This window comes from Bradyrhizobium sp. MI1.7, from assembly GCF_055811795.1.
This window is the reverse complement of record NZ_JBVVPO010000006.1, coordinates 63989-90610: the sequence shown is the minus strand read 5'-3', so window position 1 is coordinate 90610 and position 26622 is coordinate 63989. Positions and strand designations below refer to the sequence as shown.

The window sequence follows — 26622 nt, the reverse complement described above, 5'->3', positions numbered from 1 at the left end:
ATCATCATCCCCTGTCATGCCACCGCCTGCGAGCGTGCGACAGAGCGATGGGCTCGGGATAGGGCCAGAGTTGTCGCAAACCACTAGACCAGCGCAGGACCGGCATCACGCGGTGCAACACCGGCTGCACGTTTTGGTGCAGCCATGCCCGCGCAGAGAGCACACGAACGCCAACCGTTCCGCGCGACAAACGTGCAGTGCACCACGGATTTCTCCGTGCAAATCGTGACGCCCGCTGCACTGCAATCGGAGCACTCAAAAACGTCTGTCTAATTTCCAGGCGGTTGAACGGCGATGCGGGATAGTCGCATGCCTACGAGCTATGCACGACGGTCGGCTCAGCTTCTCTTTATTGTACGAACAGTAAGGGAGGATATTGGCGGGTCCGATGATGCACTGCGGCAGCCGCTGCCGATACAAGCCGCGATTCTCGCAAGCAGCGGCGAGGCATCTTCGACCCGCAGCCGCCCGTAGCCGAACACCAGGCCCTGCCGCGTCGGCTGCTCCAGAAAGTTTTGCGAGAGCGGCTGGACGTGGATGCTGGCCTGATTCAGGACCGCGGCCGCCTCGCGGTCGCTCATGCGTGCCTGCATTGCTTCAGTGAACAGCGCCACCAGATGCAATCCGGTGACGGCGGAGGATACGGTGAGATCGTCAGGCATCAGCGCTGTGATCGCATCGATCAGTGCCTTCCGGCGTGCGGCGTAGATCCGCCGCATCCCGCGCAGATGCCGCAGCAGGTGCCCTTCCCGCATGAACTCGGCCAGCGCGAGCTGACCGATGCCGGAGGTGTGCACATCGATACGCGCGCGGCCCCTGGAAAAGCCTTCGATGAAATGCCTGTTGGCGACGATGTAGCCAAGCCGCAAATTCGGCATCATGATCTTCGAGAAGGTGCCGAAATAGATCACCCGCCCCTCGCGATCGAGCGAGCGCAACGAGGCGATCATGCTGTCCTGGTGCCTGAACTCCGAATTGTAATCGTCCTCAATCACCCAGACGTCGTTCTTGTTGGCCCAATCGAGCAGCTCGAGCCGCCGCTCCAGCCCCATGCTGACGCCGAGCGGATATTGATGCGACGGCGTGACCACGATCAGCTTCGCGCCCGGCGCGCGCCGGATCCCTTCTGAGACGACGAGGCCCTTGTCATCGACCGGAATGGGAACGAGCTTCGCGCCAGCGGCCGTCAGCGCCCACCGGGCCTCGACGAAGCCGGGCTCCTCGACCCAGACCTCGTCGCCGGGATCGAGGATCATCCGGCTGCAGAAATCAAGCGCGCCCGATGTGCCCGAGGTGACGACGACCTCTTCCGGCGAGCAAACGAGCCCGCGCACCGAGCCGAGGAAATTCGCGATCTCGCTCCGCAAGCGCGGATGGCCTTCCGAGGGAAGATCGAGACACTCCTGCTCCCTTGGATTTTGCCAGGACTGGCGCAGCAGGCGCGACCAGTCCTTGAATGGGAAGGTCGAGATATCAGGCGCGCCCGGGCTGAATTCCGACGGCCAGTTGGTCTCGTAGTCGAAGGCAAGCAGCGAGCGCCAGCGCTCCGACATGTGGGCGGGCTTGGCCGTAGACGAGGTCGCGGACGCAGGCTCGGCATGTGGGGTCGCCACGGACGCCACCATGACACTTCCGCGCGGCATCGATTCAAGATAGCCCTCGGCGTAGAGCAGATCCCAGGCGGTCAACACCACCGTGCGCGAGCAGCCCAATTCGCGCGCGATCTCGCGGGATCCCAAAAATTGCGTTCCAGCCGGAAAGACGCCGCGCAAAATGCCGTCGCGGATGTGCGCCGCGATCTGCAGATGCAGCGGCACCGCCGAATTCCGGTCGATATGCATCCCGGCAAGGGACACGCGCTTGCTCGGGTGACGGCTGTTGTCCATGTCTCGCCCGTCAGGCAACGCAGGTCCTATCCACCGTCATTCCGGGGCGCGCCGCTTGGCGCGAGCCCGGAATCCATTTTCCCTCTTTACGCGCGGCGCGATGGATTCCGGGTTCGCGCTTCGCGCGCCCCGGAATGACAACGCGACTTTTCTTTACGCGCTCGCCTGCGTCACGAACTTCGTGTTGAGATAACCCTCGATCGCCTCGAGGCCGCCTTCGGAGCCGTAACCGGAATCCTTGATGCCGCCGAACGGCACTTCCGGCAGCGCGAGGCCATGGTGGTTGATCGAGACCATGCCGCTCTCGATATCGGAGCCGATCGCCTGCATCGTCTTGGTCGAGGTCGTATAGGCATAGGCCGCAAGGCCGTACGGCAGGCGGTTCGCCTCGGCCACCACCTCGTCATAGCTGCGGAACGAGGTGATCGGGGCAAGCGGTCCGAACGGCTCCTCGTTCATAATGCGGGCATCGCGCGGCACGTCGGTGATGACAGTCGGCTCGAAGAAGAAGCCTTCGTTGCCGATGCGCTTGCCGCCGGCCTGCACCTTGGCCCCGCGCTGCACAGCGTCGGAGACCAGACCCTCCATCGCGTCGACGCGTCGCGGGTTCGCCAGCGGACCCATGCGGGTGTCCTTGTCGAGGCCGTTGCCGACCTTCAGGCTCTTGGCGGCGGCGACGAACTTGTCGACGAAGGGCTGATACACGCTCTCATGCACCAGGAAGCGCGTCGGCGAGACGCAGACCTGGCCGGCATTGCGGAACTTGTTGGCCGAGAGAATCTTGGCGGCGTTGTCGAGGTCCGCGTCCGCGAACACGATTGCCGGCGCGTGGCCGCCGAGCTCCATGGTGACACGCTTCATGTGCAGGCCGGCGAGTGCGGCCAGATGCTTGCCGACCGCGGTCGAGCCCGTAAAACTGATCTTGCGGATGATCGGGTGCGGAATGAGATATTCCGACACTTCCGACGGCACGCCGAACACCAGCTGGACGACGCCGGCCGGAATGCCCGCGTCGGCATAGGCGCGCACCAGCTCCATGCAGCTTGCCGGGGTTTCTTCCGGGCCCTTGACGATGATCGAGCAGCCGGCGGCAAGCGCGGCCGAGATCTTGCGGACCGCCTGGTTGATCGGGAAATTCCAGGGCGTGAATGCGGCGACCGGGCCGACCGGCTCCTTGGTCACGAGCTGGGAGACGTTGCCCATCCGCGGCGGCACGATGCGGCCATAGGCGCGGCGGGCTTCCTCGGAGAACCAGTCGATCAGGTCGCCGGCGAGCATGGTCTCGCCCTGGGCTTCCACGACCGGCTTGCCCTGCTCCATGGTCATCACGGGTGCGATCTCGGCGGCGCGCGAGCGGATGATGTCGGCGGCCTTGCGCATCAGCTTGTAGCGGTCGAACGGCGAGGTCTTGCGCCAGATCTCGAAGCCGGCCTTGGCGGCCTCCAGCGCGCGGTCGAGGTCCTGGCGCGAGGCGTGAGGGGTCTTGCCGATCGGCTGGCCGGTGGCGGGGTTGAGGATGTCCTCCGACTTGCCGGAAGTGCCGTCGGTCCACTCGCCGGCGATGAACATCTGAACTTTCGGGTACATCCCTGGTGTCTCCTGCATGATTTCGGCGGCGATCAGCATTGGCGCCCGGCCGCCTCATAAGTGAGCGCAGAGCTACACCGAAAGGCGGCCGGCGAAAAGAGATCAATGATGCCGCAGCAGCGCGAGGATGGTATGCGCAACAGACGACATGGCGTCGTCCCGATGCGGTTATTTTTCCGTCACACCAGGCTCGACTTGCCGCGGCTGAGCACCTCGCCCGCACCCTTGTCGCCGACGATCCTGCCCTGCTCGTACACCACGCGGCCCCGCGCGATGGTGGTGACAGGCCAGCCGGTGACGTCAAAGCCCTCCCACGGCGTATAGTCCGCGCCGTGGTGCAGGTCGGCCTGCTGAATCGTCTTTGTCAGCTTCGGATCCCACAGCGCGATATCGGCATCGAAGCCGACGCCGATCGAGCCCTTGCGCGGATAGAGCCCGTAGATCCGCGCATGATTGGTCGCGGTCAGCTCGACGAATTTCTGCAAGCTGATACGCCCCTTCGACACGCCCTCCGAGAACAGGATCGGCAGCCGGGTCTCGACGCCGGGGATGCCGTTCGGCACCCAGCGGAACGAGGTGCGGGAATTCGGCGTCAGCTTACCCTTGGGGTCGTCGTAGCGGAACGGGCAGTGATCGGACGAGAAGGTCTGGAACACGCCGGTGGTGATGCCTTCCCAGATCGCCTGCTGGCTTTCGGCATCGCGCGGCGGCGGCGAGCAGACATACTTTGCGCCTGACATGTCCATGTTCAGGCCTTTCATGTCGTCGGCCGTCAGCGTGATGTATTGCGGGCAGGTCTCGGCATGCACCGGCAGTCCGCGCTGCTGGGCCCAGCGCACCTGCTCCATCGCCTCGCGCCCGGAGACGTGCACGATCATGATGGGGACGCCGATCACCTCGGCATGGCTGATGGCGCGATGCGTCGCCTCGCGCTCGACGGCCTGCGGCCGCGAGGTGCCGTGATAATAGGGCGCGATATGGCCCTCGCGTTCGAGCTTCGCGGTGAGGAAGCGGATCGCGTCGTAACCCTCGCAATGGACCATGACCAGCGCCTCCTCGCGGCGCGCGACGTCGAACACTTCCAGCAGCTGCTTGTCGCTGAGCACGAGGTCGTCATAAGTCATGAACACCTTGAACGAGGTGTAGCCATCCTTGACGAGAGCCGGCAGCTCCTGCCCGAGTACGACTGCGGTGGGGTCGGAGATGATGAGGTGGAAGGCGGTATCGATGTAGCATTCGCCCTCGGCGAGCTTGCGGTAGTTCTCGACGCAGGTGCGCAGCGACGTCCCCTTCTCCTGGAGCGCGAAGGGCAGCACCATGGTGTTGCCGCCGGCCGCCGCCGCGCGCGTTGCCGAAGCAAAATCGTCGGCCATCACGACGTCGGGTCCGGAGGCCTGGGAGATGTGGACGTGGCTGTCGATCCCGCCCGGCAGCGCCAGCAGACCCGTCGCGTCGATCTCGCGCGCCGCACCTTCAATGCGGTCGGCGATGCTGACGATGCACCCGTCGCGAATGCCGATATCGGCGCGAAACTCGTCGCTGGCCGTCACGATGGTGCCGCCGCGAATGGCGAGATCGAGCTGCGTCACAGGTGTCTCCGTCACTTGATGATCGCTGATGTCTGGAAGATCCGGCCCCACGCCGCAAGGGCCGCGATGTCGCCACCGGCGAGCTCGAGCGTCCGCCACAGCGTGACCGCGACCGAGTCCAGCACGGCGATGCCCAACTCCCGTTCGAGTGCGGCAGCCAGCGCGGCGCCGTCGAGATTGGTGCAGAGAATGACGACGGCATCGGCACCGTCCGCCGCGACCGCGCGGATCATGTCGGCGATCGTCGCGGGCGTGACCTCACCGAAGGAAAAATTATCGCGCAGGCCGAGATGCCGCTCGGCGTGAGGGGCGATCCCCTCCTCGGCCCAGCCATCGCCGATCCGCCGTTGCACGTCGTCCGTATAGGGTGAGACCAGGCCGACACGTCCGGCGCCGAGCGCGCGGACCGCGTCGATGCAGGCGAGCGTGGAGGTCGTCGCCGGGACATGGGTCCGCGCCGCGATCGCTTCGCACAGGCTCCGATCGCGGTCGATACCGAGCCAGCTTGCCGATGTGCCGTTCCAGGCAATGGCATCGACCTTGGCGTCCGCCAACAGATCCGCCACCGGCAGCATCACCGAGGCATCGAACTGGTTCAGCGCCGCGGCATCGAGCGCGATCTCGGTAACGCGGAAGCGCGAAAAATGAGCGGTGACGCCGGCCACGCCATGCAGCATGGAATTGGTGACGGGCTCCAGCACCGAGTTTGACGACGGGGTCATCATGCCGAGGCGCTTGCGCTGAATTGACATCGATCACGATCGCCCCATTGAGAGAGCGCACCGCTGCGCCCCCTCGGACGATCATCCGCGCCTGCCATCGCCCGCGCAACCCGCAATTTGCATGGCGCATATGATTTGCTCGATACGCAGCTCAAGCCGCGAACGTCGACCGCAAGCGCCGCCAGCCGATCACGATGCCGGTGACGGAAAATGCCAGCCCGAGCAAGCAGAGCCCGACGACCATGATATCGCGCAGACGCGGATGCGCCATGAGAACGGGAAAATCGAGCGTGTGAAGCGCGCCATAGAACCAGCGATAGGCCCGCCGCGAGGCATCCAGTCTTTGCAGCACGCGGCCGTCGGCACCGTCGATGTCGAACCAGAGGTCGCCGCATCGGGAGCGATAGACGGGCGCTCCGGGGACAGCCGAGTGCGCGGGATAGTCGTCATTGTCGGCAAGAACGGACGGGGCGCCACAGTCCGGCGCAAGGCGCGTCGTCAGGTCATGGACATCCTTCTCGCCGAGGAATGCCACCGGCCCGCTGCGGCTCGCCTCCGCCGTTTTGGTCAAGGTCTGACTGGCGAGGCCGATCCGGTCGCGCCGGTAGACGACACCGCTGACGGCGAACCATTCGACTTCGCGAGCCGACGGCTGACCGACCGGAGAGGCCGTCGTCCAGTCAGGCGTGGCATACACCACGCCCGCTTCGGTCGGGGTCAGCTCCCCACGCGAGAACAGCCGGCCGTGATCCATCGAGAGCCAGCCACTGAAACTCCAGGTCAGCACGAAAACGGTCGCGACGAGACCAATGATGTGATGCAGTGCGTGCCACCCGCGATAAGGCGACGAGACCCGACGCCCTCGAATCCTGATCCTGGTAATTCCGAGCACCGCGCCGAGCGTCGCGGCGATAAAAGCCACCAGCGACAATGTCGAGACCACCTGATCCCAAAGGGACCAGTTGCTCCTCAGGACCGTCGGATAGATCCAGTGCAGGACGCTGCCGGCCCAATTCCACCCGCGCTCGCTGCGGGTCGTATCCAGCACGACTTCGCCGGTGCGCGAGGAGACATAGGCCTCGGTTCCGGCCGCATCGCCAAGAGCGACGCGCAACAGAGGCCGGTGTCGATCAAAGCCGTTGGGTACGCTCCATTGATCATAATCCGCGCCCGAAATCATCGCCGCCCGCGCGGCATCGAGCCCGCGTTGCCGGGCATGATCCCGCGCGATACCGACCGCGACGTCGGCGGACGTCACCGATGCATCCCGTCCGTCGGAGGCATGGACCGCGCCCACAAGCGACCGGTCCGACACGACATAGACCGGCCCGTCGCTCCGCTGGACCAGGCGAACGCGCGTGGCGTCCGCGATCTCGCTCGCGGCGACGGCATCCGCGACCGTAATCCTCACCTCTCCGCGATCAACCGGCGTAAGTCCGGAAAAGCGCTCCGCCTCCGTCAATGACGGAAACGGGACAAAGTGCATCACGATTCCGCTCGCGAACCACATCGCGAACAGCAGGCAGAACGCGATCCCGAGCCAGCGATGCAGCAGCACGATCGCGTTCATCATGTGGTCAGCGCCCTACCATTTGAACGCGGCCGAGAGCTCATAGGTCCTGGGCGCACCGAGCAGGATCTGGTCGGGATAGAACGGATCGCCCCAGATCGCGTAGCGCTTGTCGGTGATGTTGCGCACGCGGAAGCCCAGACGGGCCTGGTCGACCGCGTTGAACACCGTCTTCGGGATGTCGACGAAGGCGTAGACGTCGGCGACGGTGTAGGCCTTCATCGTCACGACGTTGGCATCGGTGTTGTAGCGGTCGCCGACATAGCGGCCCGTGATGCCGAGCTCCACCGGCCAGGGCGTGAAGAACCGGTACGACGCACCGGCATTGGCCACGACACGCGGCACGTTCGGCGGCGTGTTGCCGGAGAACGAACCACCGGCAAAATTGTAGTCGGCATAGCGTGCATCGACATAAGCGATGTTGCCCCAGAGCCGCAGGGGATCGATCGGGCGTACGGCCGCGGCGAGCTCGACGCCCTTCGACTCCTGCCGGCCTGCGATGTTGAGCTGCATGCCGCCGGCCGCTGCATAGACGTTCTTGCGCAGGATGTCGTAGGCCGAGAACGACCACTCCGCCCTGTTGTCCCAGAACAGGTGCTTGACGCCGGTCTCATAGGTGCGCGCGGTGGTCAGGTCGAGCGGCTGGGTCGGGCCGAGCAGGAAGATGTTGTTGGCCGAGATATCGGCGCCGGTCGCATACTGGCTGAAGAAGGTCAGGCCCGGAACGGCCTCCCAAGTGTAGCCGATACGCCCCGTCGTCGGGACCCAGGACGTCGAGAACGGGAAGTTCGCCTTTTCCAGCCCGGCGGAGTCGGTCGAGTTGCGGTCAAGCCCGATATGCTCGACGCGCAGGCCGCCGACCAGCGCGAAGGTTCGCGTGAGCTTCAGCCGGTCCTCGAACGACAGCGCTTCGTTGTCGATGCGCGCGGTCTGTTGCTGCGTCGTGAGCAGGCCGTAAAGGCCACGGTCGGGATTGACGAGCGAGACGTAATCGTCCGGGAAGTTGGCCGCGCCTGGCCTGACGAAATCGAGATAGCTGGACGAAAGTGTCGTGACCAGGCGGTTGTCGAAGCCTGCGATATTAGCGTCCCAAATCAGGTCGGTAATGTTGCCGACAAGGCGTTGGCTATGTGCAACATAGAAGCGCTCGCGATCGACCATGTTCGAGTTGGGCAGGCCCGTACTGGCATTGAAAGCCTCGATCTCGTTGTTGAACCAGGTACGCTCCGCGCCATAGGCATAGGCTTGGCTTTTCAGCGTCAGGTCAGGCGCCAGCTTCAGTTCGAAGCCGCCGCGCAGCCACACCTCTTGTGCCACGTTGCGGTTGTCGAGAACGTTGTAATTGGTGTTGAAGGTACGATCGTCGATCGTGATCGCACCGAGCTTCGTTTTGTTGAAGTTCGAGACGTAATTGCCCGAAACAATGCCGCTCGTCGCATGCGAGCCGCTGAAGGCGATCGGTACCAGCGGTGCGCCCCAATAGGCCTTCGAGCGATCTTCCCGGTACTCGATCGCGCCCCAGATCTTGAGGCTGTCGGAGATGCGGTAATTGAGCTGGCCAGACACATCCAACGTCTTGGTATTGGTGTCGTCGGCAAAGCCATTGAGCGAGGCGCGGCTGATGTCGAAGCGGTAGTCGAGCCCCTGCACGTTAGTGCTGCCGCCCGAGCCGTAATGGACGCCGAACGAGTTGAGCGAATCCCAGGAAAAGTCAGCTTCATTCCGGATCGGCCCGGTGTGTGGCTGCTTCGTGATCAAGTTGATTGCGCCACCGGCGGCACCTTCGCCCGACATCAGCGAGGCCGGACCTTTCAAAAATTCCACGGCTGCGAGATTGGCCGTATCCGTGATCCGCGAGGTCATGTTCTGCGGACCGATCTTGATGCCGTTGTAGAGCATGTTGATCTGGCTGTTGGTGAAGCCACGCATGGAGAAAGCCGCGGGCTCGGCCGGATTGTCGCCGGAGGTGACACCGACCGCGCCCTGCGCAACCTCCGACACGGTGCGATAGCCCTGCTCCCGCATGGTCGCGGCCGAGATGACTTCGACGGTCGCGGGTGTCTCCTGCACGGTCAGGCCGAGGCGCGAGGCGCTCTCGGCAACCACATTGGTGTTGAGCGGCGTCTGCGCCGCCGCGGTCGGCACGACGGGCTTGGCCGCGGCCGATGCGGCCGCTGGCCTGCGCGATGCTGCGCGGCGTGGGCTCTGCGCGTCCCGGGCCGCCGGCTTTGCCGGTTTGCGGGATTGGGCGGGCGACACCTCGACCGGCGGCAGCGGCTCGCGGGCCTGCTGCGCCACGGCGGCAGGCAGATCGAGGGTGGCAAATGACGTAAGCGCGGCGGAAGCGAGCAGGAAGCAACGCGGTCGTACAAGACGAATGGAAGACACAGTTCGGGACCTCGGTGTGACGTCAGTGGCACGTCACCGCGAACCAAGGTCCCATCTTCCGGCTTATGAGCCTTCCGATGAAGCCGAATGTCTGTACTCCCCGACCGACATCTTCGCGTGTGACCACGGCTGACGGCAGGTCTCCTGGCTCGCGGGTCAGTACCTTGCATCGCCTTCCCGGGACCGAGATACCCAGTGGCTCGTGACGCAAGATTCGCCGCTTACAGTTGCGGGGGCAGCCGCGGCATTGGGGACAAAATCCCCGCACCGCATTCCCTTTTCATCCCCACTCGGGGAAACCGTCAAAGCCATCTAGGATTACCGACAAGACAGAGTCAATGTGCCGGTGCGACGTTATTACCACAGCGACCAACTTCCCTGGAGATAGGCATGGAAGGCGAGACCTTCCTCTGGCTGATACGGCATGCGCCCGTCGACGGCGCCAAAGGGACGATCCACGCAGCCGACGCGCCCGCCGATCTCGGCGATCGCGTGCAGCTGGAGGCGTTGCGGCAGAGGCTTCCGCCAGATGCTGCGAGCTTGGCGAGCCCGGCGCGACGTACGGTTGAGACGGCGCGCGCGCTGGGACTCGAACCCGCGTTGGTGCCCGAATTCAGTGAGCAGGATTTTGGCGACTGGACCGGCCTGCGGCATGACGAGCTCGCGGCGACCGGCGGCGAGGCCTATGCGCAGTTCTGGAGCAATCCGGCGCGCGGCCGGCCGCCGGGCGGCGAAAGTTTTGAGGATCAGGTCGCGCGCGTCCGGCTGGGTCTCGCGCAAATCGGCGCCGGCTCAGCAACGCTCGTCGTGCACTCCGGCACGATCCGCGCCGCACTCTGCATTGCTCTGGATCTGACACCACAAGCGGCCCTGCGCTTCGTGATCGATCCGTTGTCACTGACCCGGATCGACCGGCTCGCCACCGGCTGGCGCGTCGTCGCGGTCAATCAGCGCGCGGCTTGAGCTGGATCAGGCCGGGCGATCCGGCACGTTGGCCTGCGCGAAGGTCGCCATGCCGTTGTGAAGGCTGCACGCGAGCCGCACCAGCGGCAGCGCGATGGCGGCACCCGATCCTTCGCCGAGCCTGAGATCGAGGCTGATCAACGGCTGCACGTTCAGCGCGCGCAGCACCAGCCGATGCCCCTGCTCCGCCGATTGATGCGACGGCAGCAGGAATGGCTGGCACGACGGGTTCAGCCGCACCGCCGCCAACGCGGCCACGGATACGATGAAGCCATCGATCAACACGGGAATGCGGGCTTGTGCAGCCGCAATGATGGCGCCGCAGATCGCCGAGATTTCGAGGCCGCCGACGGCGCACAGGATCTTTTCCGGCGAAGCACCTGCAACGCCATGCCGCACGATCGCAGCGTCGATCACGCGCGCCTTGTGCGCACGGCCGGCCGCATCGACGCCGGTACCGCTGCCCGCGATCTCCTCGGCACTGATGCCAAGCAGGCTCGCCGCAATCGCCGCCGACGTCGTGGTATTGCCGATGCCCATCTCGCCGAAGATCAGGAGATCGGGCCTGCCGGCGTCTGCGCGCGCGACTGCGCGCTGACCGGCTTCGAAGGCGAATGCCAGCTCCGTGGGGGTGAGCGCGGCTTCCACGCTGAAGTCGCGCGTGCCGCTGCGCGGCTTGTCGGTGACGATTCCTGCCATCTCCTCCTGTGCCAGCGTACCGGCGTCGACGACCTCAAGGTTTGAGCCAAGCTCACGCGCCAGCACCGAGATCGCGGCACCGCCCGAGGCAAAATTCGCCATCATCGCGATGGTCACTCCTTGCGGATAGGCCGACACGCCCTGCGCGACGATGCCGTGATCGCCGGCGAAGACGATGATCGGCACCCGCGCGGCACGCGGCTGCTCGGTCGCCTGCAGGCCCGCAAGCTCGACCGCAAGCTGCTCCAGCCGGCCGAGCGCGCCAGCCGGCTTCGTCAGTTGCGCCTGACGCGCGAGCGCCGCCTCGCGATGGACAGCGGAGACATCGGGGCATTTCCGGGTGACCCATTCAGGGAGCATGCTGCCTCGCTTACGGCCTGCGCTTGAGAATGTAGCTGTCCATGATCCAGCCGTGCCGCTCGCGCGCATCCTGTCGCGCGGCGATGATGTGCGGGCCGATCTCGGCCAGAACGCCCGACATGACGATCTGATCGGGCATGCCGAGATAAGCGCCCCACCAGATGTGCAGCCCCGCAGGATCGAGCGACTGGAACGCCGTGCCGCCGTCGAGCATCACCACCACGGTATCGACGCCTTGCGGCCAGCCGCCCTCGCGCAAGCGGCGCCCCGTCGTGACGAGGAAGGGTTCGCCGATGTCGTTGAGCGGCAGCGCATGCGCCGCGCACAGCGCCTGGATCGAGGTGATGCCGGGCACAACTTCGATATCAGGCAAGGGATCGAGCCGCCGCGCAATGCGCAGCGAGGAATCGTAGAGCGAAGGATCGCCCCAGATCAGCAGCGCGACCTTGCCATCATCACCGAGATGGCTGGCGATCGTCTGCGACCAGGCCGCGGCCACGGCCTCGTGCCAATCGTCCACGCCCTTGTGATAATCCGCTTCACCGGCATCGCGCACGGGAAGATCGAACTCGGCAATGCGCGTCGTTTGATTGGTGAGCACATCCGCGCAGATCGTCCGCCTGAGATCTGCGAGATCGGACTTCGCCGTCCCCTTGCGCGGGATCAGGATGAGATCGGCCGCGTTGATGGCTTGAACGGCGGCGCGCGTGAGCTGCTCGGGATCGCCGCAACCGATGCCTATCAGGGAGAGCGTGAGCATCGTGAGTGCGAAGGGCGGCCATCACGGCCGCCCGTTCGCTTGTCTCTCTCAAGCCGCGTTATGCAAACGCGGGGTAACGAGGCCGGGCGCGGTGACGCCGCGCAGCGACTTCGCCAGCGCCAGCACACCGAGGTCGGCCAGCGGCTCGATCACGATGACGAGCGCGTAGGAGGCCGCGAAGGTCGCGATGTTGACGAGGTTGGTCGCACCGAAGCCCGAGCCATAGAGCGCCCAGAACGCGACCCAGGCGATGACGCCGGCCTGATACGTGGTCGAAAGCGCCAGCGCCTGGCGATACCTGAGATCGACATAGGCGGTGTTGCGGGCAATGATCCGCGCGGCGATCGCCTGGATCCCGAACAGCGGCACCAGCAGCGTGGTGACGTTCATGCCGAATTGCGGCAGATCGGGCGGCTCGAAGAAGATGCCCTGGAACAACAGTCCGAACGCAAGGCCGAAGGCCGCGGGCGCTGCCCCAAACAGCAGGAACAGGGTCGAGCCGAGGATGAAGTGCACCTCGGAGACGCCGACCGGGAAGTGCGGCAGGATCTCGAAGAAGACGAACACGAGGCCCGTGGTGGCGAGCGTCCGCGCCGCGAACGACGTGATGCCCTGCTCGCGCACGGTCTCGACCGCGAGCTTCAGCGCAACGCCGCCGACGGCGATGCCGGTTGCGTAACTCAACACGAGCTTGGCGCCCGATACGACTCCGGGTTCGATATGCATGGTTCAGTTCCTTCCTGCCGTCACACCCGACGGCCTTGGCCACAAGACATGCACGGCCGGTCTCCTGGCTCGCGGTTCACTGGGGTTCTCCGGCCTTCCCGGGCCTTGCGGCCCAGTGGCTGATCGGAGTCCCTCACCGCTTACAGTCGCGGGGGCGGCTGGGGTTTTGGGCGGCGCAACTGTCCGCCCACCCCCATTCCCGATTATGCTCCGGCGGTTTGCGCCGCCTCGAGCACCATGCATCTCCTGTGTGCCCCTTTCGCCAGCCGGGCGTCAAGGGGCGAAGGGCGGCCGGGACGGTCATGACGGATAATCCCCGGCCAGTGCGCCGAACAGGATCACGGCGGCCGTCGAGGCAGCGCCGCCCCGCGCAAGTTGCTCGGCCAGCTCGGCAATGGTGGTGCGGACCAGCCGCTCGTCGGGACGACCGAGGGATTCGGCGAACAGCGCCGGGGTATCAGGCGCGAGGCCGTGCTCGATCAATTTTGCGACAAGCGCCGGAAAGGTGCGCCGGCCCATATAGACCACGGTGGTCGCTTCGGGATCAGCCAGCGCCGCCCAGTTCAAATTCTGCGGCAGCTCGCCGGTGACATCGGCCCCGGTCACGAACTGCACCCGGCGCGAGGTGTGGCGCCGGGTCAGGGGAATGCCGGCTTGCGCAGCGGCGACACAGGCCGAGGTGATTCCGGGAATGATCTCGTAGCCGATGCCAGCTTCGCGCAGCGCCTCCAGCTCCTCCTCGAGCCGGCCAAAGATACCCGCATCGCCCGATTTCAGCCGCACCACACGGACACCAGCCGCGGCATAGTCGACCAGCAGGCGGTTGACGTGGTGCTGCTTGGTCGAGGGCCGCCCTGCCCGCTTCCCGACCGCGACGAGATTGGCGCCGGGCCGGGCCAGATCGAGGATCGCACCGGAGGCGAGGTCGTCATAGAGCACGACGTCGGCATCGCGCAGCCGCGCGGCACCTTTGAGCGTGAGGAGCTCCGGGTCGCCGGGGCCGGCCGAGATGAAAGTGACAAAACCGCTCACCGATCCTCCGCGATCAGATGGAAGAACGTGCCGGTGGCATGACCGCGGCGCGAGCCGGTCTCGGCGATGACCGCGCCTGTTGCATCGTGCACGACCGCCAGCGGCGTATCCGGCTGCGCGATAATCGTCGAATAGTGGAACTCATGACCGCGCAGGCGCGCGCCGGCCTGATGGCCCGGCATCGGCGCGGCGAGCGCAGCGAGACGATAGCCGAGATGCATGCGGCGCTTGGCAAAGCTCGTCTCCAGTCCGAGCAGGCCCGTCATCTCATGACGGACGCCGTCGGCGTCGGTCAGAGCGGTTCCCAGCACCATGTAGCCCCCGCATTCGCCGTGCACCGGCCGTTTGTCAGCGAAGGCACGCAGACCGTCGCGAAAGCGAGCATTGGCCGCGATCTTCCCCGCGTGCAGCTCAGGGTAGCCGCCGGGCAGCCAGCAGACATCGGCACTCGCGTCAGGCGCTTCATCGGCAAGCGGCGAGAAGGTCGATATCTCGGCGCCCGCCGCGCGCCAGGCTTCCAGCATGTGCGGATAGATGAAGGAGAACGCGGCATCGCGGGCCAACGCAATGCGCTGCCCGGGCGGCGTCACATTCATGCCGTTTGCCGCCGGTTGCGGCGACCAGCTCGCTGCCGATCGCAGCACCGCATCGAGATCGACATGCTCGGCGACGAAGCGCGCGGCTTCGTCGATCAGCTTGCCGATCTCGGCCTGCTCCTCGGCCTGCACCAGGCCGAGATGCCGTTTCGGCAGGCTGATCTCGGCATGGCGCGGCAGCGCGCCGAACACGGCGATGCCGGCGTCGTTGAGTGCACGCCGCACGAGATCTTCATGACGTGGGCTGGCGACGCGGTTGAGCACCACGCCGGCAAGGCGCACACCGGCGCGATAGTCACGAAGGCCTGCGGCGATCGCCGCCGCCGTCTGCGCCTGTCCGGAGGGATCGATCACCAGCAGCACCGGCCAGCCCAGCATCTCAGCAATGTCGGCGGTGGCGCCGGTGCCGGAGACGCCGCGCGCGGCGACGCCGTCGAACAGGCCCATCGAGCCCTCCGCGAGCACGACATCGGCATCAGTGCCGCGACCGACGAGATGAGCTATCGCCCCGCGATCCATCGCCCAGCTATCGACGTTGACGGAAGCGCGCCCCGTCGCAGCGGCATGGAAGGCGGGATCGATATAATCGGGCCCGCTCTTGAAGCACTGCACGTTCAATCCGCGATTGCGCCAGGCGCGCGCCAGCGCCAGCGTCAGCGTGGTCTTGCCGACGCCGGAGGCCGGCGCGGAGATGACGAGCCCTGCCGGCATCACGATGCCTCCGGAAAGCGCGGATCGGCACCGACCGGCCGATAGCGGCGGTCGTAGTCGACGGCATAGAGACGGCTCTCGTCAAAATCCGCAGCACCAAGCGTCTTGCCGACCAGGATCAGCGCCGTGCGCTCCATCTCGGTGCCGACGGCGGCATCGAGCGTCGCCAGCGTGGCGCGAACGATGCGCTGGTCCGGCCAGCTCGCACGCCAGACGATCGCGACGGGGCAATCCGCGCCGTAATGCGGCGTGAGCTCTGCGACGACCTTGTCGAGCAGATGGATCGACAGATGGATCGCGAGCACCGCTCCGGTGGCGGCGAACGCTGCGAGCTTTTCGCCCTCAGGCATCGCGCTGGCGCGGCCCGGCGTGCGCGTCAGCACCACTGACTGGGCAAGACCGGGCAGCGTCAGCTCAGCCTCTAGTGCAGCTGCTGCAGCCGAGAAGGACGGCACGCCCGGCGTGACCGTGTAGGGAATACCGAGCGCGCGCAGGCGGCGAAGCTGCTCGCCCATCGCCGACCAGATCGCGAGATCGCCCGAATGCAAGCGGGCAACATCCTTGCCGTCCGAATGCGCGGCAGCGATCTCCGCGATGATCTCGTCGAGCGACAGCGGTGCGGTGTTGACGATGCGGGCGCCGGGCGGGCAATGCGCCAGCACGCCCTCGGGCACCAGCGAGCCCGCATAGAGGCAGACCGGACAGGCCGCGATCAAGTCGCGTCCGCGCAACGTCAGCAAATCCGGAGCGCCCGGCCCGGCACCGATGAAGTGCACCGTCATGCGCCGTCTCCTTCCGCGATCGCGGCGGTCGCGGTGCGATCCCGCGAGACCGCCCGCGTCGCAATCAATCGCGCGCGAGGGCCAGCCGCAACGAGCGCAGCGGCTTCAGCGACCGAGCCCGTGCCGAACTTTTCCGCGACGAGTTTTGACTGCGTCGGCGTGTGGATGTTAGCCAACGCTTCAGCCGAGACTGCCTTGATCGGCACGCCGCATTCGCGCGCGAGCTGTTTGAGCGGCTCCGCTTCCGCCTTGTCGCTAACAGTCGCGACCGCCGCAAGGCCCTCGGGACCACCGGCCGCCAGCATCGCCTCGCGCAGCGAAGCCAGCGTGACATCCTTCTTGAATCCGAGTCCGGCGACTTTCATCGAACCGCACTCCATTGCACCACGGGCCGCGACGCTTCCCAGGACCGGTAGCGGCCGAGCGGCGCGGCATGGGCAATCTCGACCCGCATCAACTCGCCGCCATGGCGCTGGTGCAGCTCGCCGAGCAGCGCTTCCGTTTCCAGCGTCACCGCATGCGCGACGAGCCGAGCACCCGGCACAAGCCGTGACCAGATGGCATCGAACATCTCGATATCGAGACCGCCACCGATGAAGACCGCGTCCGGCGCTTCCAGTCCGGCAAGAGCTTCGGGCGCGCTCCCCGTGATGACGGTGATCCGATGCGCCAATCCGAACGCTGTTGCATTGCTGCGGATATTCGCGGCACGATCCTCGCGCGCCTCGATGGCGCTCGCCGTCCCGCCGCACAGCGCCCATTCGACCGAGATCGAGCCAGAACCCGCGCCGATATCCCACAGCCGCTCGCCGGGACGCGGCGCCAGCGCCGAGAGCGCCAGCGCGCGCACCGGCCGTTTGGTGATCTGGCCGTCGTGAGCAAAGAGATCGTCGGACAGGCCGGAGCTGCGGGGAATGCCTTGCCCGCCCCTCGCCTCGACGGCCACTGCGACCAGGTTTTCGGCGAGATCGCCCGCAAAGCCGTCGGCACGATGCTCAGCGATGCTTTCGCGCGCCCCGCCGAGCGCGGCGAGAGTCCAGAACGCCGAGGCGCCCCACCCGCGCTCGCTCAGCCATTTGGCGAGATCACCGGCCGCCTTGCCGTCACGCATGAGGCAAATGATGCGCGCACCGGGCGCCAGATACGGCACGAGACGCTCGAACGGCGCGGCATGAAGCCCGAGACAGGCAATGGCTTCGAGGCGCCAGCCGAGCCGCGCGGCGGCGAGCGAGAAGGTCGATGGCGCCGAATGCGCGATCCACTCGTTGGCATCGAGCTTCTCGGCGAGACTTGCACCGGCACCGTGCCAGAACGGATCGCCGGAGGCGAGTACCACCGTCGGCCGGCCGCGGCAGCTCACCACGATGTCTGCGTCGAACGGCACCGGCCACGGGCGACCGCGCCCCTCCACATCAGCAAGCGCGAGATGACGCTCGCCACCAAAAACAGTTTCTGCCTTGGCAAGCGCCTTTCGGCTTGCCTCGGACAGCCCGGCAAGGCCATCTTCGCCGATACCGATGATGGTCAGCCAGGGATCAGCCATGACGCGCGCCCTCATTCTGGGCGGAACCGCCGATGCGAGCTTGCTCGCCGCGGAAGTCGCACGCGCGCGCATCGACGCCGTGTATTCCTATGGCGGTCGCACTCGCGCGCCCGCCGATCAGCCGCTGCCGACCCGCATCGGCGGCTTCGGCGGCGTGAGCGGGCTTGCGGACTATATTCGCGGTGAGCGCATCACGCATGTGATCGACGCCACACATCCCTTCGCTGCCGAGATGAGCCGCCACGCGGTCCAGGCGTGCGCGCAAACGGGCACGCCGCTGATCGCGCTCGAGCGCGCGCCTTGGACGAAGGCGCCCGGCGACAACTGGATCGAAGTCGCCGACGTCACCGCCGCGGTCGCTGCGCTGCCCGAGACGCCGGCAAAAATGTTCCTCGCCATCGGCCGGCAGCACATCGCGCCATTCGCGAGCAAGCCGCAGCACACCTACACGCTGCGGTTCGTCGATCCGCCCGAAGCACCGCTGCCTTTCGCTGCGGACGTGATCGTGTCGCGCGGGCCGTTCACGTTCGACGGCGAGCTCGAGTTGATGCGCACGCGCGGCATCGCATGGATTGTCGCCCGCAATTCCGGCGGCGACGGCGCACGCGCCAAGATCGACGCGGCCCGCATGCTCGGCCTGCCCGTGATCGTGATCGCGCGGCCCGAGTTGCCCGATCGCCAGCGGGTTGAGAGCGTGGCCGAGATCATGCAGTGGCTCGGTCATCGCGCCTGCCTCGGGGCATAGACCCAGCGGCCGACGCGGCGCGTCTGCGAATTGCCGACGATCACCAGCGTGCGCATGTCGGCCATCTCAGGCGTCGCTTCGTTCAGCGTGACGGTCTCGATCCTTTCATCGGCGGCGCTGATCGCGCGCGCGAAGATCACGAGGCGCTCGCCGCAGCCGGCGTCCTTCAACAACGCAAGCGCGCGGCCAAAACCCTCCGGCCGGCTTGCCGAGCGCGGATTGTACATCGCAATGGCAAAATCGGCTTCCGCGGCCAGCCGCAGGCGCTTCTCGATCACCGCCCACGGCTTGAGATTGTCCGAGAGATTGATCGCGCAGAAATCATGGCCGAGCGGCGCACCAGCGCGCGCGGCTGCCGCCAGCATCGCTGTGATACCAGGCAAAACGCGAATGGGAAGCTCGCGCCATTGCGGCGCCTGTTCGAGCGCCTCGAATACGGCCGACGCCATCGCGAAGACGCCGGGGTCGCCGGAGGAGACGACGACGACCTGCCCGCCTTCGGCCGCAAGCCGCAGGGCCTCGCTTGCGCGCTGCAGCTCTTCGCGATTGTCAGAGGGGTGCAAGGTGAGCCCTGCCCGCGGCGGCACGCGCGCAACATAGGGCGCATAGCCCAGAATGTCGGTGGCGGCGGCAAGGGCGGCGGAGACCTCGGGCGTCACCAGCGCATCGCTGCCCGGCCCGAGGCCCGCGATGGTCAGCGTGCCCGTCATTCGGCGGCGTCCAGATGCCGGCCCTTGCCGTGCACGAGCACGATCGCAAAATATGGACAGTCGGCGGCATCGATCTCGGCGAGCCGCACCACGCGCTCGCCCGGCATGGTGCCGCGCTCGACCAGCCAGGCATCGTCCAGCCGGCCGGCGGAAGCCAGCGCGCGACGCACCTTTGCGAGATTGCGGCCGGTCTTCATGATGACCAGCGCATCGGAATCGCGCATGCGCCGCTCGAGTTCGTCTTCGGCGAGCGTCCCCATCAGCACCGTCGTCACGTCGTCGCCAAGCGCGATCGGCTGTCCGACGCCGTTCCAGCAACCGACCATGCCGGGAATCCCCGCGATCACCTCGATCTCGACACGGCCTTGCAGGCGCGTGTGCAGATGCATGAAGGAGCCGTAAAAGTAAGGATCGCCCTCGCAGAGCACGACGACATCGACCGCCCGCGAAAGCCGCGCCAGCCGTTCCGCCCATTCGTCGTAGAAGCTGGCGAGGAGCTGCACATATTCCGGGCTATCGAAAGCGAGCTCCGTCGTAACAGGATATTCCATTGCGTATTCGGTGACGTCGGAAGCCAACATGCCTTCGACGATCCGCCGCGCCTGGCCGGGCCGGCCCTTCTTGCGAAAATAGGCGACATGCTTCGCAGCCCGCACCGTCCGATCGGCGCGCACGCTCATCATATCAGGATCGCCGGGGCCGAGACCGCAGCAGATGATGCGTCCCATGGCTATTCGCTCCGGCTCGCCAGTGCATTCACGGCGGCGACCGCGATCGCGGAGCCCCCGAGGCGGCCCTCGACTGTCAGCGCCGGCACCGGCGGATCGGCGATCAGCGCAGCCTTGGATTCGGCCGCGCCGACGAAGCCGACGGGACAACCGATGATCGCCGCAGGCCGTGGGCAGCCCGGGTCCTCGAGCATGTTGAGGAGATGAAACAGCGCGGTCGGCGCGTTACCGATCGCAACGATTGCGCCGTCGAGATGCGGTCGCCACAACTCCAGCGCCGCGGCCGAGCGCGTGTTGCGCATGGACTGCGCGAGCGCGGGAACGGCTTCGTCGCCGAGCGTGCAGATCACGGCGTTGGCCGCAGGCAATCTCGCGCGCGTAATTCCTTCCGAGACCATGCGCGCGTCGCACAGGATCGGCGCGCCCTTCTGCAAGGCCGCGCGTGCGGCCGTCACCATGCCTGATGTGAAGCGGATATGCGCCTCGAGGCCCACCATGCCGGCGGCGTGGATCATCCGCACCACGACCTGCTCCTCGTCCGGCGAAAAGCGCGCAAGGTCCGCTTCAGCCCGGATGGTAGCAAAAGACTGCCGATAGATCGCCGCACCGTCGGTCTCGTAGGTGTGCGGCATCAGTGGCCTCCGACCAGGATGGAGGGATCGCTGACGATGTCGGCACCATTGAGGCCGCGCAGAACCGGCTCATCGCGAGTCGAGCCGTCGCGGACGAGATCGAATCCGGCGCTGGTCGCAACCAGCGTCACCGCGGACGCACCGGAACGCGCGCAGCCCTTGGCGCAGCCGGAGACGTGCAGCCGCGTATCGAGGGCGATGCGCGGCGCAAGGGCGGAAGCGAGCGCGCGGGTATCGGCATGCGCCTCGCGGCAGCGCGGAGCGCCGCTACAAGCGATGACGCGCAGCGCCGGATCATACGGCTCGGTGATGAGGCCTGCCCCACTCGGCATCTCGCGCTTGCCCTCGCTCAACACCATCCGCCATGGCGTCATGCGCAGCGCATGTCCGCACCCGGAAAACTGATGGAGCGTCGTGTGCAGCATCTGCCCGAACGCGACGCCGACCAGGGCGCCATGCGGATAATGACCGGGTCGTGACGCCGCCATGACCGGAGCAGGCTCGGTTTCGCCGCTCAACGACTCCGGCAATTCCGCGCCGGCCGCGACATGAGCTGCCATGCGCCCTCGCCCGCCCTTCGCGCCGCCGGACGTGATGAACCAGTTGGCGAGCGCGAGCGCCGTACTCACGGCCTCACCGCGCGCGACGGAGCGGCCCAGCCTTGCGCCATCGGCCCGCACCACGAGCCGGCCGCCGCGATCGCGTTCGATGCGCACGTCGGCGGAATCGCCGGCGAGTACGCGCGACTTTCCATCGTCGATGGCGAAGCCGAACTTTGTGGGAAGATCGAGCGTGCTGTCCGCGAGCGCTTCCTCAAGCTCCGCGGCGAGCGCCTGTGTCTCGTCACCGCTGTTCCAGAACGGCGTCACCAAAATGTTGCGCCGGGCTTCGATGTCGGAATCGGGGTCGAGCAGCCGCAGCAACGCGAGTCCATCGAGCAGCCGGCGATGGCCCTGCTCGCTGACGCCTCTGATCTGGAGGTTGGCGCGGCTCGTCACATCGATGAGACCATTGCCGTAGCGTTCGGCGAGCTCGGCAAGGCCGGCGACTTGGGCGGCTTCAAGCCTTCCGCCGAACGGGCGCACGCGAACCACGAGCCCATCGCCCGATTGCATCGGGCGCAACGCGCCGGGACACCAGCCCTTGATCGCGGCCGCACTCATGAAGCCTCCTTCAGCGCAGCCGCGATCGAATTGCGGCGCGTTCGCCAGAGCGAGGCTTCGTGCAGGCGTGTGAAGCAGGTCTCCATCGCGGCGAGCGCCGCCGGATTCTCGCGGGCCATGAAGCTGCGGACATCGGCGTCGCCGAGCGTCGCATCGTAGTAGAGATCGAACAGATGCGGCGGTACGGCGCCGGCCAGATGCGCGAAGGCGGCCATGTGCTCCAGCGTCGCGGTAATCTCGGCGGCGCCGCGAAAACCATGCCGCATCATGCCGGCGATCCAGGCCGGATTGGCCGCGCGTGCGCGAACGACACGGGAGATTTCCTCGGTCAGCGTCCGCGCGTGCGGCTGCTCGGGCCGCGTCGTATCGAGGTGATAGAGCGATGGTCCTGCCGCACCGAGATGCGCTGCGGCCGCCGCGATGCCTGCTTCATGCGCGGCGTAATCCGCGGCGAGCAGAAGATCGGTCTCCGGCAAGTCCTGGACGTGCACGAAAGCATCGGCGGCTGCGAGCCGCGTCTCGATGCCGGCACGATCCGGCTGCATCGCACCGTCCGCCGAGAACGCCCAGGACGATGCCGAAAGCCAGGCTTCGCCGGCGGCATCACGCGTCTCGGCCGTGAAGGCATCGGGGATCGCGGACAGGCCGACGCCATATTGTCCGGGACGCGGCGCGAACACGCGCGAGGCGCGGTGGCGATAGGGATTCTCGTCGCCCTCATCCTCGCGCGTTGCGAGCGTCTCGGCGGCGGCCTCGAACAATTGCGCAAGGCCGGAGAAGACATCGCGGAACAGGCCCGACACGCGGAGCGTGACGTCGATACGGGGGCGCCCGAGCTCGGCCGGCGCGATGATGTCGTAGCCGGTGACGCGGCCGGAGGCGTGATCCCAGTGCGGCGCAAGGCCGGCAAGATGCAGCGCCATGGCGAACTCCTCGCCGGCGGTCCGCATCGTCGCCGAGCCCCAGAGATCGACCACGAGGCCTTTCGGCCAGTCGCCGTGATCCTGCAAATGGCGACGCAGCAGCTCTTCCGCAAGCCTGATGCCTTGCGCATGCGCCGACGGCGTCGGCACCGCTCGCGGATCGACGGCAAAGAGATTGCGCCCCGTGGGCAGAACGTCCTGGCGTCCGCGATACGGCGAGCCCGACGGCCCCGGCGCAACGCGCTGCCCCGCGAGGGCGGAACGCAACGCATCGCGCTCCGCGTCGGCGCAAGTGCCGCGGCCGAACACGTGCAACCCGTCGCCGAACTGGCTCTCCTTGAGATCGCAGACGAAGCGATCGATCCGCGGGATCGCTTCCGCCGGTGCAGCCGATGCATCGAGACCGAGATCGTCCTCGAGGCCCGCCGCACGCGCTTCGTCGCGAATCGCGGCGATCAGACGCTGACGTCTGGCGGGGTCGAGGCCATCGGCGGTCGAATATTCGTCCAGCAGACGTTCGAGCCGGCGTAGGCCGTCCGGCACCGCGGATTGTTCCAGCGGCGGCGGCAGATGGCCGATGGTGACGGCACCCAAGCGCCGCTTGGCCTGCGCGGCCTCGCCGGGATCGTTGACGATGAAGGGATAGATGACCGGCAGATCGCCGATCAGGGCTTCCGGCCAGCAATGTGAGGACAGCGCCACGGATTTTCCGGGCAGCCATTCCAGCGTGCCATGGGCGCCCATGTGCACAACGGCATCGATGGCCTGCCCGCGGAACCAGAGATAGAACGCGACATAGGCATGGCGCGGTGTGCGGGCAAGATCGTGATAGTCGGCATCGCGCGTGGTCGCATCGCCGCGCTCGGGCTGAACCGCGATGATCGATCGGCCACTTGCGACGGCTGCGAATTGAAATGCACCGTCGCGACAGCTCGGGTCATCCTCCGGCGCGCCCCAGGCCTGCGCGAGATCATCCTGCAAGGCTTGCGGCAGGCGCGAGAGCGCCGCGCGGTAGTCGGCGACGCTCCAGGTCAGTTGCTGCTTCAGCAACGTTTCGCCAAGTGCGGAGACCGGCACAACATCGAAGCCGGCCTCTGTCAGGTCAGACAGCAATGCCTCCACCGACGCCAGCGCATCGAGCCCGACGGCATGCGCGATCTGATGCGGACGGCCCGGGTAGTTCGAGAGCACGAGCGCCACCCGCTTCTCGGCGGCTGGCGTCGCCGCGAGGCGCCGCCAGGCCGCAACGCGCGCGGCGACGGCCTTGACGCGCTCCTCGTCGGGCCGGTGCGCCAGATGCGAAAATTGCAGATCGGGATCACGCTCCGCGGCCGATTTGAAACTCACCACGCCCGCGAACAGGCGGCCGTCGACCTCCGGCAGCACCACATGCATCGCGAGATCGCCGGGCGACAGGCCGCGCAGCGACTCCGCCCAGTCTTCGCGCCGTGCCGATGAGAGCGCGACCTGGAAGACGGGACATGATGCAGCATCGAACGGTGTCGTGCCGTCGTCGCCCATCGCCGAGAACGCCGTCGCGTTGACGATCGCGGCCGGAGGATTCGTCGCGAAATAGGTCCGCAGCCAGTCCGCAACGCCCGGAGCCTTCAGCGAGGTGACGAACGCGCCGTACGCGTCAAAGCCGCGCTCGCGCAGCGCCGCGATCAGGGCGTCGACCGGCCCGGTATCCGCGGCGGTGAGATAGGAGCGATAGAAGGTCACGAACGCGAGCGGCTTTCCCTCGCCTGCCATCGGCGCAGCAATGACGCCACGCGCGGGATCGTAAAAGCCCATCTCAGGCAGGTTCATCTCGCCGACGACCGGGCCTGCGTAAAGGCCCGAGGCCAACGCGAGCTGCGCGATCGCGGCCTGCGCTGCAACAGGACCGCCGGTGTCACAGAGCACCTTGAGCCGGCGCAGCGTCGAAACCGGCAGGGTCGAGTAGGCATCGAGCCGCGTGTCGTCGCGGCCGTCGGCCGGCAGCACGGCCAGCACGATATTGCGGTCCTTCGCCAGCTGCTGCAGGGCCGCGAGCCCGTACGGCCAATAGGATTCACCGCCGATCAGGCGCACCAGGATGCCGCGTGCCTGCGACAGCGTGCGCTCGACATAGGTGTCGACCGACAACGGATGACGCAGCTCCGCGAGATTGGCGAGCCGCAGCGACGGCAGGCTGTTGCGGCCGCGCCGCCAGCCGGCCGCGAACGCGGCAAGGTCGGAATCCGAGTACGAGAGCACCACGAGATCGGCCGGGTCCTGGCCGATGTCCCTTGGCGTCGCAGTCTCCTCGAGACCGCGGCTCTCGCGGAAGACGACGTGCATCAGATACCAGATCCTGAAAGCCCAAGTCCGACCTTGATCGCGGCCTCGTCGATATCGCCGTGCTCGCCGATCACGACGAGCTTCGACTGCCTGAGAGCTGCGCCCCAGGGCTTGTCGAACTGGTGGCGCACGCGCTCGCCGACCGCTTGCAGCAACAGGCGCATCGGCTTGCCCGCGACCGCGATATAGCCCTTGACGCGCAGCACGTTCTGCTCGCGCGAAAGACGCTGCACCGATGCGACCAATGCTTCGATGTCGGTAACCTCCGGAAGATCGATCACGACGGAGGCGAAATCGTCGTGCTCGTGATCCTCCTCGCCGTCGTGATGCGAGGGGCGCGCGGCGAGATCGTTCTCTGCGGCAGCGCCGAGGCCAAGGATGACACGCGCATCGATCGCGCCATCGGTGACGGATAGCATCGGCACGCGGCGCGGCATCTCCGCGGTGATGGCGGCTTTGGCGGCTTCGATCCCTGCGGGCCCCGCAAGATCAGCCTTGGTCAGCAGCACGATGTCGGCGCAGGCGATCTGGTCCTCGAACACTTCCGACAGCGGCGTCTCGTGATCGAGATTTCCATCCGCCGCGCGCTGCGCTTCCACCGCAGCCGGGTCCGGCGCAAAACGGCCGGCGGCGACAGCCTCGGCATCGGCGAGCGCAATCACGCCGTCGACCGTGATCCGCGAGCGGATCTCCGGCCAGTCGAACGCCTTCAACAGCGGCTTCGGCAGCGCCAGGCCCGAGGTCTCGATCAGGATGTGATCGGGCCGCACCGGCCGCGCCAAGAGCTTTTCCATGGTCGGAATGAAATCGTCCGCAACGGTGCAGCAGATGCAGCCATTGGCGAGCTCGACGATGTTCTCCTCCGGGCAGTTGGCATCGGCGCAGGATTTCAGGATCTCGCCGTCGACGCCCTCGCTGCCGAACTCGTTGACGAGCACCGCGAGCTTCTTGCCGTCAGGGTTTGCGAGCAGATGCTGGATCAGCGTCGTCTTGCCTGAGCCGAGAAAACCGGTGACCACCGTCACAGGGACTTTTGCGAGCGAGTTCATTCGGCGGCCTCCGGCAACACGGCAATGGGGGGAATGCGGGCAAGCGACTGCTTGCGGAAGATTTCGGGACGGCTGCGCCAGGGCACGAGGCCATCGGGCGCGGCGGCATAGGCCGCAGCACCCGCGACCACGTCGCTCGCATGGGCCTCTGACAGACGGCCATAGACATAGGACCAGCGGCCGGGCGCGCTGAGCGCAACCGAGCAACCCTGGCTGCATGCCGACAGGCATTCAACGGGAACCACATTGACGCCCTCAGGCACGCCGGCGTCGAGGATCGCACCATGCAGGCGCTTGCCGGGCGTCGTCTCACCCTCGTCGAGCGTCTGGCCGGCACGGCAGGTAATACAGACGTGAAGTGTGACGGTCATCGCCTCTTCCAGGATAAACAGCGGGAGGCGAAGAGGCACACGGACCATTCCCCCGAAGGTCCGTT

23 protein-coding genes and 2 riboswitches are annotated in these 26622 nt (G+C 66.6%); of the genes, 2 read left to right on the top strand and 21 right to left on the bottom strand.

Annotated features, from left to right (window positions below; all coding sequences use genetic code 11):
- Positions 1-338: 338 nt before the first annotated feature.
- The 6 genes from pdxR to AC0L3X_RS08890 form a co-directional block, all read right to left on the bottom strand.
- The gene (gene pdxR, locus AC0L3X_RS08915; protein WP_354131496.1) at positions 339-1886 is read right to left on the bottom strand and encodes a MocR-like pyridoxine biosynthesis transcription factor PdxR; all 1548 of its coding nucleotides are present in this window, start codon (positions 1884-1886) and stop codon (positions 339-341) included.
- Positions 1887-2039: 153 nt separating this feature from the next.
- Positions 2040-3473, bottom strand: coding sequence for an NAD-dependent succinate-semialdehyde dehydrogenase (locus tag AC0L3X_RS08910; protein ID WP_038934240.1), 1434 nt, complete (start codon positions 3471-3473; stop codon positions 2040-2042).
- 179 nt (positions 3474-3652) lie between these two features.
- On the bottom strand, positions 3653-5062 hold the full coding sequence (gene hydA, locus AC0L3X_RS08905) for a dihydropyrimidinase (protein WP_354131515.1): 1410 nt from the start codon (positions 5060-5062) through the stop codon (positions 3653-3655).
- 11 nt (positions 5063-5073) lie between these two features.
- Positions 5074-5814, bottom strand: coding sequence for a maleate cis-trans isomerase family protein (locus AC0L3X_RS08900; RefSeq protein ID WP_063984418.1), 741 nt, complete (start codon positions 5812-5814; stop codon positions 5074-5076).
- A gap of 121 nt (positions 5815-5935) precedes the next feature.
- Positions 5936-7357, bottom strand: a complete 1422-nt coding sequence (locus tag AC0L3X_RS08895) for a PepSY domain-containing protein (protein WP_473316370.1) — start codon at positions 7355-7357, stop codon at positions 5936-5938.
- A 12-nt stretch (positions 7358-7369) separates the two neighbouring features.
- Complete coding sequence (locus tag AC0L3X_RS08890; RefSeq protein WP_231144489.1) at positions 7370-9742, bottom strand: TonB-dependent receptor; 2373 nt, start codon at positions 9740-9742, stop codon at positions 7370-7372.
- A 117-nt stretch (positions 9743-9859) separates the two neighbouring features.
- Positions 9860-10061: riboswitch (cobalamin riboswitch) on the bottom strand.
- Positions 10062-10132: 71 nt separating this feature from the next.
- Between AC0L3X_RS08890 and AC0L3X_RS08885 the strand changes: the two genes are divergently transcribed.
- Positions 10133-10705 carry a histidine phosphatase family protein gene (locus AC0L3X_RS08885; protein ID WP_063984421.1) on the top strand — a complete coding sequence of 191 codons (573 nt, stop codon included), beginning with the start codon at positions 10133-10135 and terminating at the stop codon, positions 10703-10705.
- 6 nt (positions 10706-10711) lie between these two features.
- On the opposite strand, the gene cobT is transcribed toward AC0L3X_RS08885, so the two are convergent.
- The 8 genes from cobT to AC0L3X_RS08845 all read right to left on the bottom strand — a co-directional run bounded on the left by cobT (position 10712) and on the right by AC0L3X_RS08845 (position 17914).
- Positions 10712-11764, bottom strand: coding sequence for a nicotinate-nucleotide--dimethylbenzimidazole phosphoribosyltransferase (gene cobT, locus AC0L3X_RS08880; protein WP_063984422.1), 1053 nt, complete (start codon positions 11762-11764; stop codon positions 10712-10714).
- Between the two features lie 10 nt (positions 11765-11774).
- A complete protein-coding gene (gene cobF, locus AC0L3X_RS08875; RefSeq protein ID WP_063984423.1) occupies positions 11775-12524 on the bottom strand; it encodes a precorrin-6A synthase (deacetylating) in 750 nt (249 codons plus the stop codon).
- 48 nt (positions 12525-12572) lie between these two features.
- Entirely contained in the window at positions 12573-13250 is a 678-nt protein-coding gene (locus AC0L3X_RS08870) for an energy-coupling factor ABC transporter permease (RefSeq protein WP_063984424.1), read from the bottom strand.
- A gap of 37 nt (positions 13251-13287) precedes the next feature.
- A riboswitch (cobalamin riboswitch) is annotated at positions 13288-13505 on the bottom strand.
- Positions 13506-13550: 45 nt separating this feature from the next.
- Positions 13551-14282, bottom strand: a complete 732-nt coding sequence (cobA, locus tag AC0L3X_RS08865; RefSeq protein ID WP_063984425.1) for a uroporphyrinogen-III C-methyltransferase — start codon at positions 14280-14282, stop codon at positions 13551-13553.
- Positions 14279-15589, bottom strand: coding sequence for a cobyrinate a,c-diamide synthase (locus AC0L3X_RS08860; protein WP_063984426.1), 1311 nt, complete (start codon positions 15587-15589; stop codon positions 14279-14281). The genes cobA and AC0L3X_RS08860 overlap by 4 nt, the downstream gene beginning before the upstream one ends.
- On the bottom strand, positions 15589-16371 hold the full coding sequence (gene cobM / locus AC0L3X_RS08855) for a precorrin-4 C(11)-methyltransferase (RefSeq protein WP_063984427.1): 783 nt from the start codon (positions 16369-16371) through the stop codon (positions 15589-15591). The genes AC0L3X_RS08860 and cobM overlap by 1 nt, the downstream gene beginning before the upstream one ends.
- Positions 16368-16736, bottom strand: a complete 369-nt coding sequence (locus AC0L3X_RS08850) for a cobalamin biosynthesis protein (protein ID WP_354131495.1) — start codon at positions 16734-16736, stop codon at positions 16368-16370. Before AC0L3X_RS08850 ends, cobM begins: the two co-directional genes overlap by 4 nt.
- Complete coding sequence (locus tag AC0L3X_RS08845) at positions 16733-17914, bottom strand: bifunctional cobalt-precorrin-7 (C(5))-methyltransferase/cobalt-precorrin-6B (C(15))-methyltransferase (RefSeq protein WP_063984429.1); 1182 nt, start codon at positions 17912-17914, stop codon at positions 16733-16735. The genes AC0L3X_RS08850 and AC0L3X_RS08845 overlap by 4 nt, the downstream gene beginning before the upstream one ends.
- On the opposite strand from AC0L3X_RS08845, the gene AC0L3X_RS08840 reads away from it, so the two are divergent.
- On the top strand, positions 17913-18659 hold the full coding sequence (locus tag AC0L3X_RS08840) for a cobalt-precorrin-6A reductase (protein WP_063984430.1): 747 nt from the start codon (positions 17913-17915) through the stop codon (positions 18657-18659). The two genes, AC0L3X_RS08845 and AC0L3X_RS08840, sit on opposite strands and share 2 nt — an antisense overlap.
- Here AC0L3X_RS08840 and cobJ read toward each other — a convergent pair.
- From cobJ to AC0L3X_RS08805, 7 genes are read right to left on the bottom strand one after another with little or no spacing between them, the layout of a single operon-like run.
- Positions 18635-19369 (bottom strand): precorrin-3B C(17)-methyltransferase, encoded by a 735-nt coding sequence (gene cobJ, locus AC0L3X_RS08835; RefSeq protein WP_063984431.1) that lies wholly within the window; start codon positions 19367-19369, stop codon positions 18635-18637. The genes AC0L3X_RS08840 and cobJ overlap by 25 nt on opposite strands.
- Positions 19366-20097, bottom strand: coding sequence for a precorrin-2 C(20)-methyltransferase (locus tag AC0L3X_RS08830; RefSeq protein ID WP_063984432.1), 732 nt, complete (start codon positions 20095-20097; stop codon positions 19366-19368). The genes cobJ and AC0L3X_RS08830 overlap by 4 nt, the downstream gene beginning before the upstream one ends.
- 2 nt (positions 20098-20099) lie before the next feature.
- Positions 20100-20729 (bottom strand): precorrin-8X methylmutase, encoded by a 630-nt coding sequence (locus AC0L3X_RS08825; RefSeq protein WP_063984433.1) that lies wholly within the window; start codon positions 20727-20729, stop codon positions 20100-20102.
- On the bottom strand, positions 20729-21892 hold the full coding sequence (gene cobG / locus AC0L3X_RS08820; RefSeq protein ID WP_063984434.1) for a precorrin-3B synthase: 1164 nt from the start codon (positions 21890-21892) through the stop codon (positions 20729-20731). The genes AC0L3X_RS08825 and cobG overlap by 1 nt, the downstream gene beginning before the upstream one ends.
- The gene (cobN, locus tag AC0L3X_RS08815) at positions 21889-25137 is read right to left on the bottom strand and encodes a cobaltochelatase subunit CobN (protein WP_063984435.1); all 3249 of its coding nucleotides are present in this window, start codon (positions 25135-25137) and stop codon (positions 21889-21891) included. Before cobN ends, cobG begins: the two co-directional genes overlap by 4 nt.
- On the bottom strand, positions 25137-26186 hold the full coding sequence (gene cobW / locus AC0L3X_RS08810; protein ID WP_063984436.1) for a cobalamin biosynthesis protein CobW: 1050 nt from the start codon (positions 26184-26186) through the stop codon (positions 25137-25139). Before cobW ends, cobN begins: the two co-directional genes overlap by 1 nt.
- Positions 26183-26557, bottom strand: coding sequence for a DUF1636 family protein (locus AC0L3X_RS08805; protein WP_028148471.1), 375 nt, complete (start codon positions 26555-26557; stop codon positions 26183-26185). The genes cobW and AC0L3X_RS08805 overlap by 4 nt, the downstream gene beginning before the upstream one ends.
- Positions 26558-26622: the final 65 nt, after the last annotated feature.

Bases quoted from the DNA above. Each gene is read 5' to 3' on its own strand.
- cobM (WP_063984427.1), bottom strand. From the start codon at position 16,371: ATGACGGTGCACTTCATCGGTGCCGGGCCGGGCGCTCCGGATTTGCTG.
- AC0L3X_RS08860 (WP_063984426.1), bottom strand. From the start codon at position 15,589: ATGCCGGCAGGGCTCGTCATCTCCGCGCCGGCCTCCGGCGTCGGCAAG.
- cobT (WP_063984422.1), bottom strand. From the start codon at position 11,764: ATGCTCCCTGAATGGGTCACCCGGAAATGCCCCGATGTCTCCGCTGTC.
- AC0L3X_RS08830 (WP_063984432.1), bottom strand. From the start codon at position 20,097: ATGGGACGCATCATCTGCTGCGGTCTCGGCCCCGGCGATCCTGATATG.
- AC0L3X_RS08805 (WP_028148471.1), bottom strand. From the start codon at position 26,557: ATGACCGTCACACTTCACGTCTGTATTACCTGCCGTGCCGGCCAGACG.
- AC0L3X_RS08910 (WP_038934240.1), bottom strand. From the start codon at position 3,473: ATGTACCCGAAAGTTCAGATGTTCATCGCCGGCGAGTGGACCGACGGC.
- AC0L3X_RS08850 (WP_354131495.1), bottom strand. From the start codon at position 16,736: ATGAAAGTCGCCGGACTCGGATTCAAGAAGGATGTCACGCTGGCTTCG.
- cobW (WP_063984436.1), bottom strand. From the start codon at position 26,186: ATGAACTCGCTCGCAAAAGTCCCTGTGACGGTGGTCACCGGTTTTCTC.
- AC0L3X_RS08840 (WP_063984430.1), top strand. From the start codon at position 17,913: ATGACGCGCGCCCTCATTCTGGGCGGAACCGCCGATGCGAGCTTGCTC.
- cobJ (WP_063984431.1), bottom strand. From the start codon at position 19,369: ATGACGGGCACGCTGACCATCGCGGGCCTCGGGCCGGGCAGCGATGCG.
- AC0L3X_RS08845 (WP_063984429.1), bottom strand. From the start codon at position 17,914: ATGGCTGATCCCTGGCTGACCATCATCGGTATCGGCGAAGATGGCCTT.
- pdxR (WP_354131496.1), bottom strand. From the start codon at position 1,886: ATGGACAACAGCCGTCACCCGAGCAAGCGCGTGTCCCTTGCCGGGATG.
- cobG (WP_063984434.1), bottom strand. From the start codon at position 21,892: ATGAGTGCGGCCGCGATCAAGGGCTGGTGTCCCGGCGCGTTGCGCCCG.
- AC0L3X_RS08870 (WP_063984424.1), bottom strand. From the start codon at position 13,250: ATGCATATCGAACCCGGAGTCGTATCGGGCGCCAAGCTCGTGTTGAGT.
- cobN (WP_063984435.1), bottom strand. From the start codon at position 25,137: ATGCACGTCGTCTTCCGCGAGAGCCGCGGTCTCGAGGAGACTGCGACG.
- AC0L3X_RS08895 (WP_473316370.1), bottom strand. From the start codon at position 7,357: ATGATGAACGCGATCGTGCTGCTGCATCGCTGGCTCGGGATCGCGTTC.
- AC0L3X_RS08825 (WP_063984433.1), bottom strand. From the start codon at position 20,729: ATGCCGCACACCTACGAGACCGACGGTGCGGCGATCTATCGGCAGTCT.
- cobF (WP_063984423.1), bottom strand. From the start codon at position 12,524: ATGCTCACGCTCTCCCTGATAGGCATCGGTTGCGGCGATCCCGAGCAG.
- AC0L3X_RS08900 (WP_063984418.1), bottom strand. From the start codon at position 5,814: ATGTCAATTCAGCGCAAGCGCCTCGGCATGATGACCCCGTCGTCAAAC.
- AC0L3X_RS08885 (WP_063984421.1), top strand. From the start codon at position 10,133: ATGGAAGGCGAGACCTTCCTCTGGCTGATACGGCATGCGCCCGTCGAC.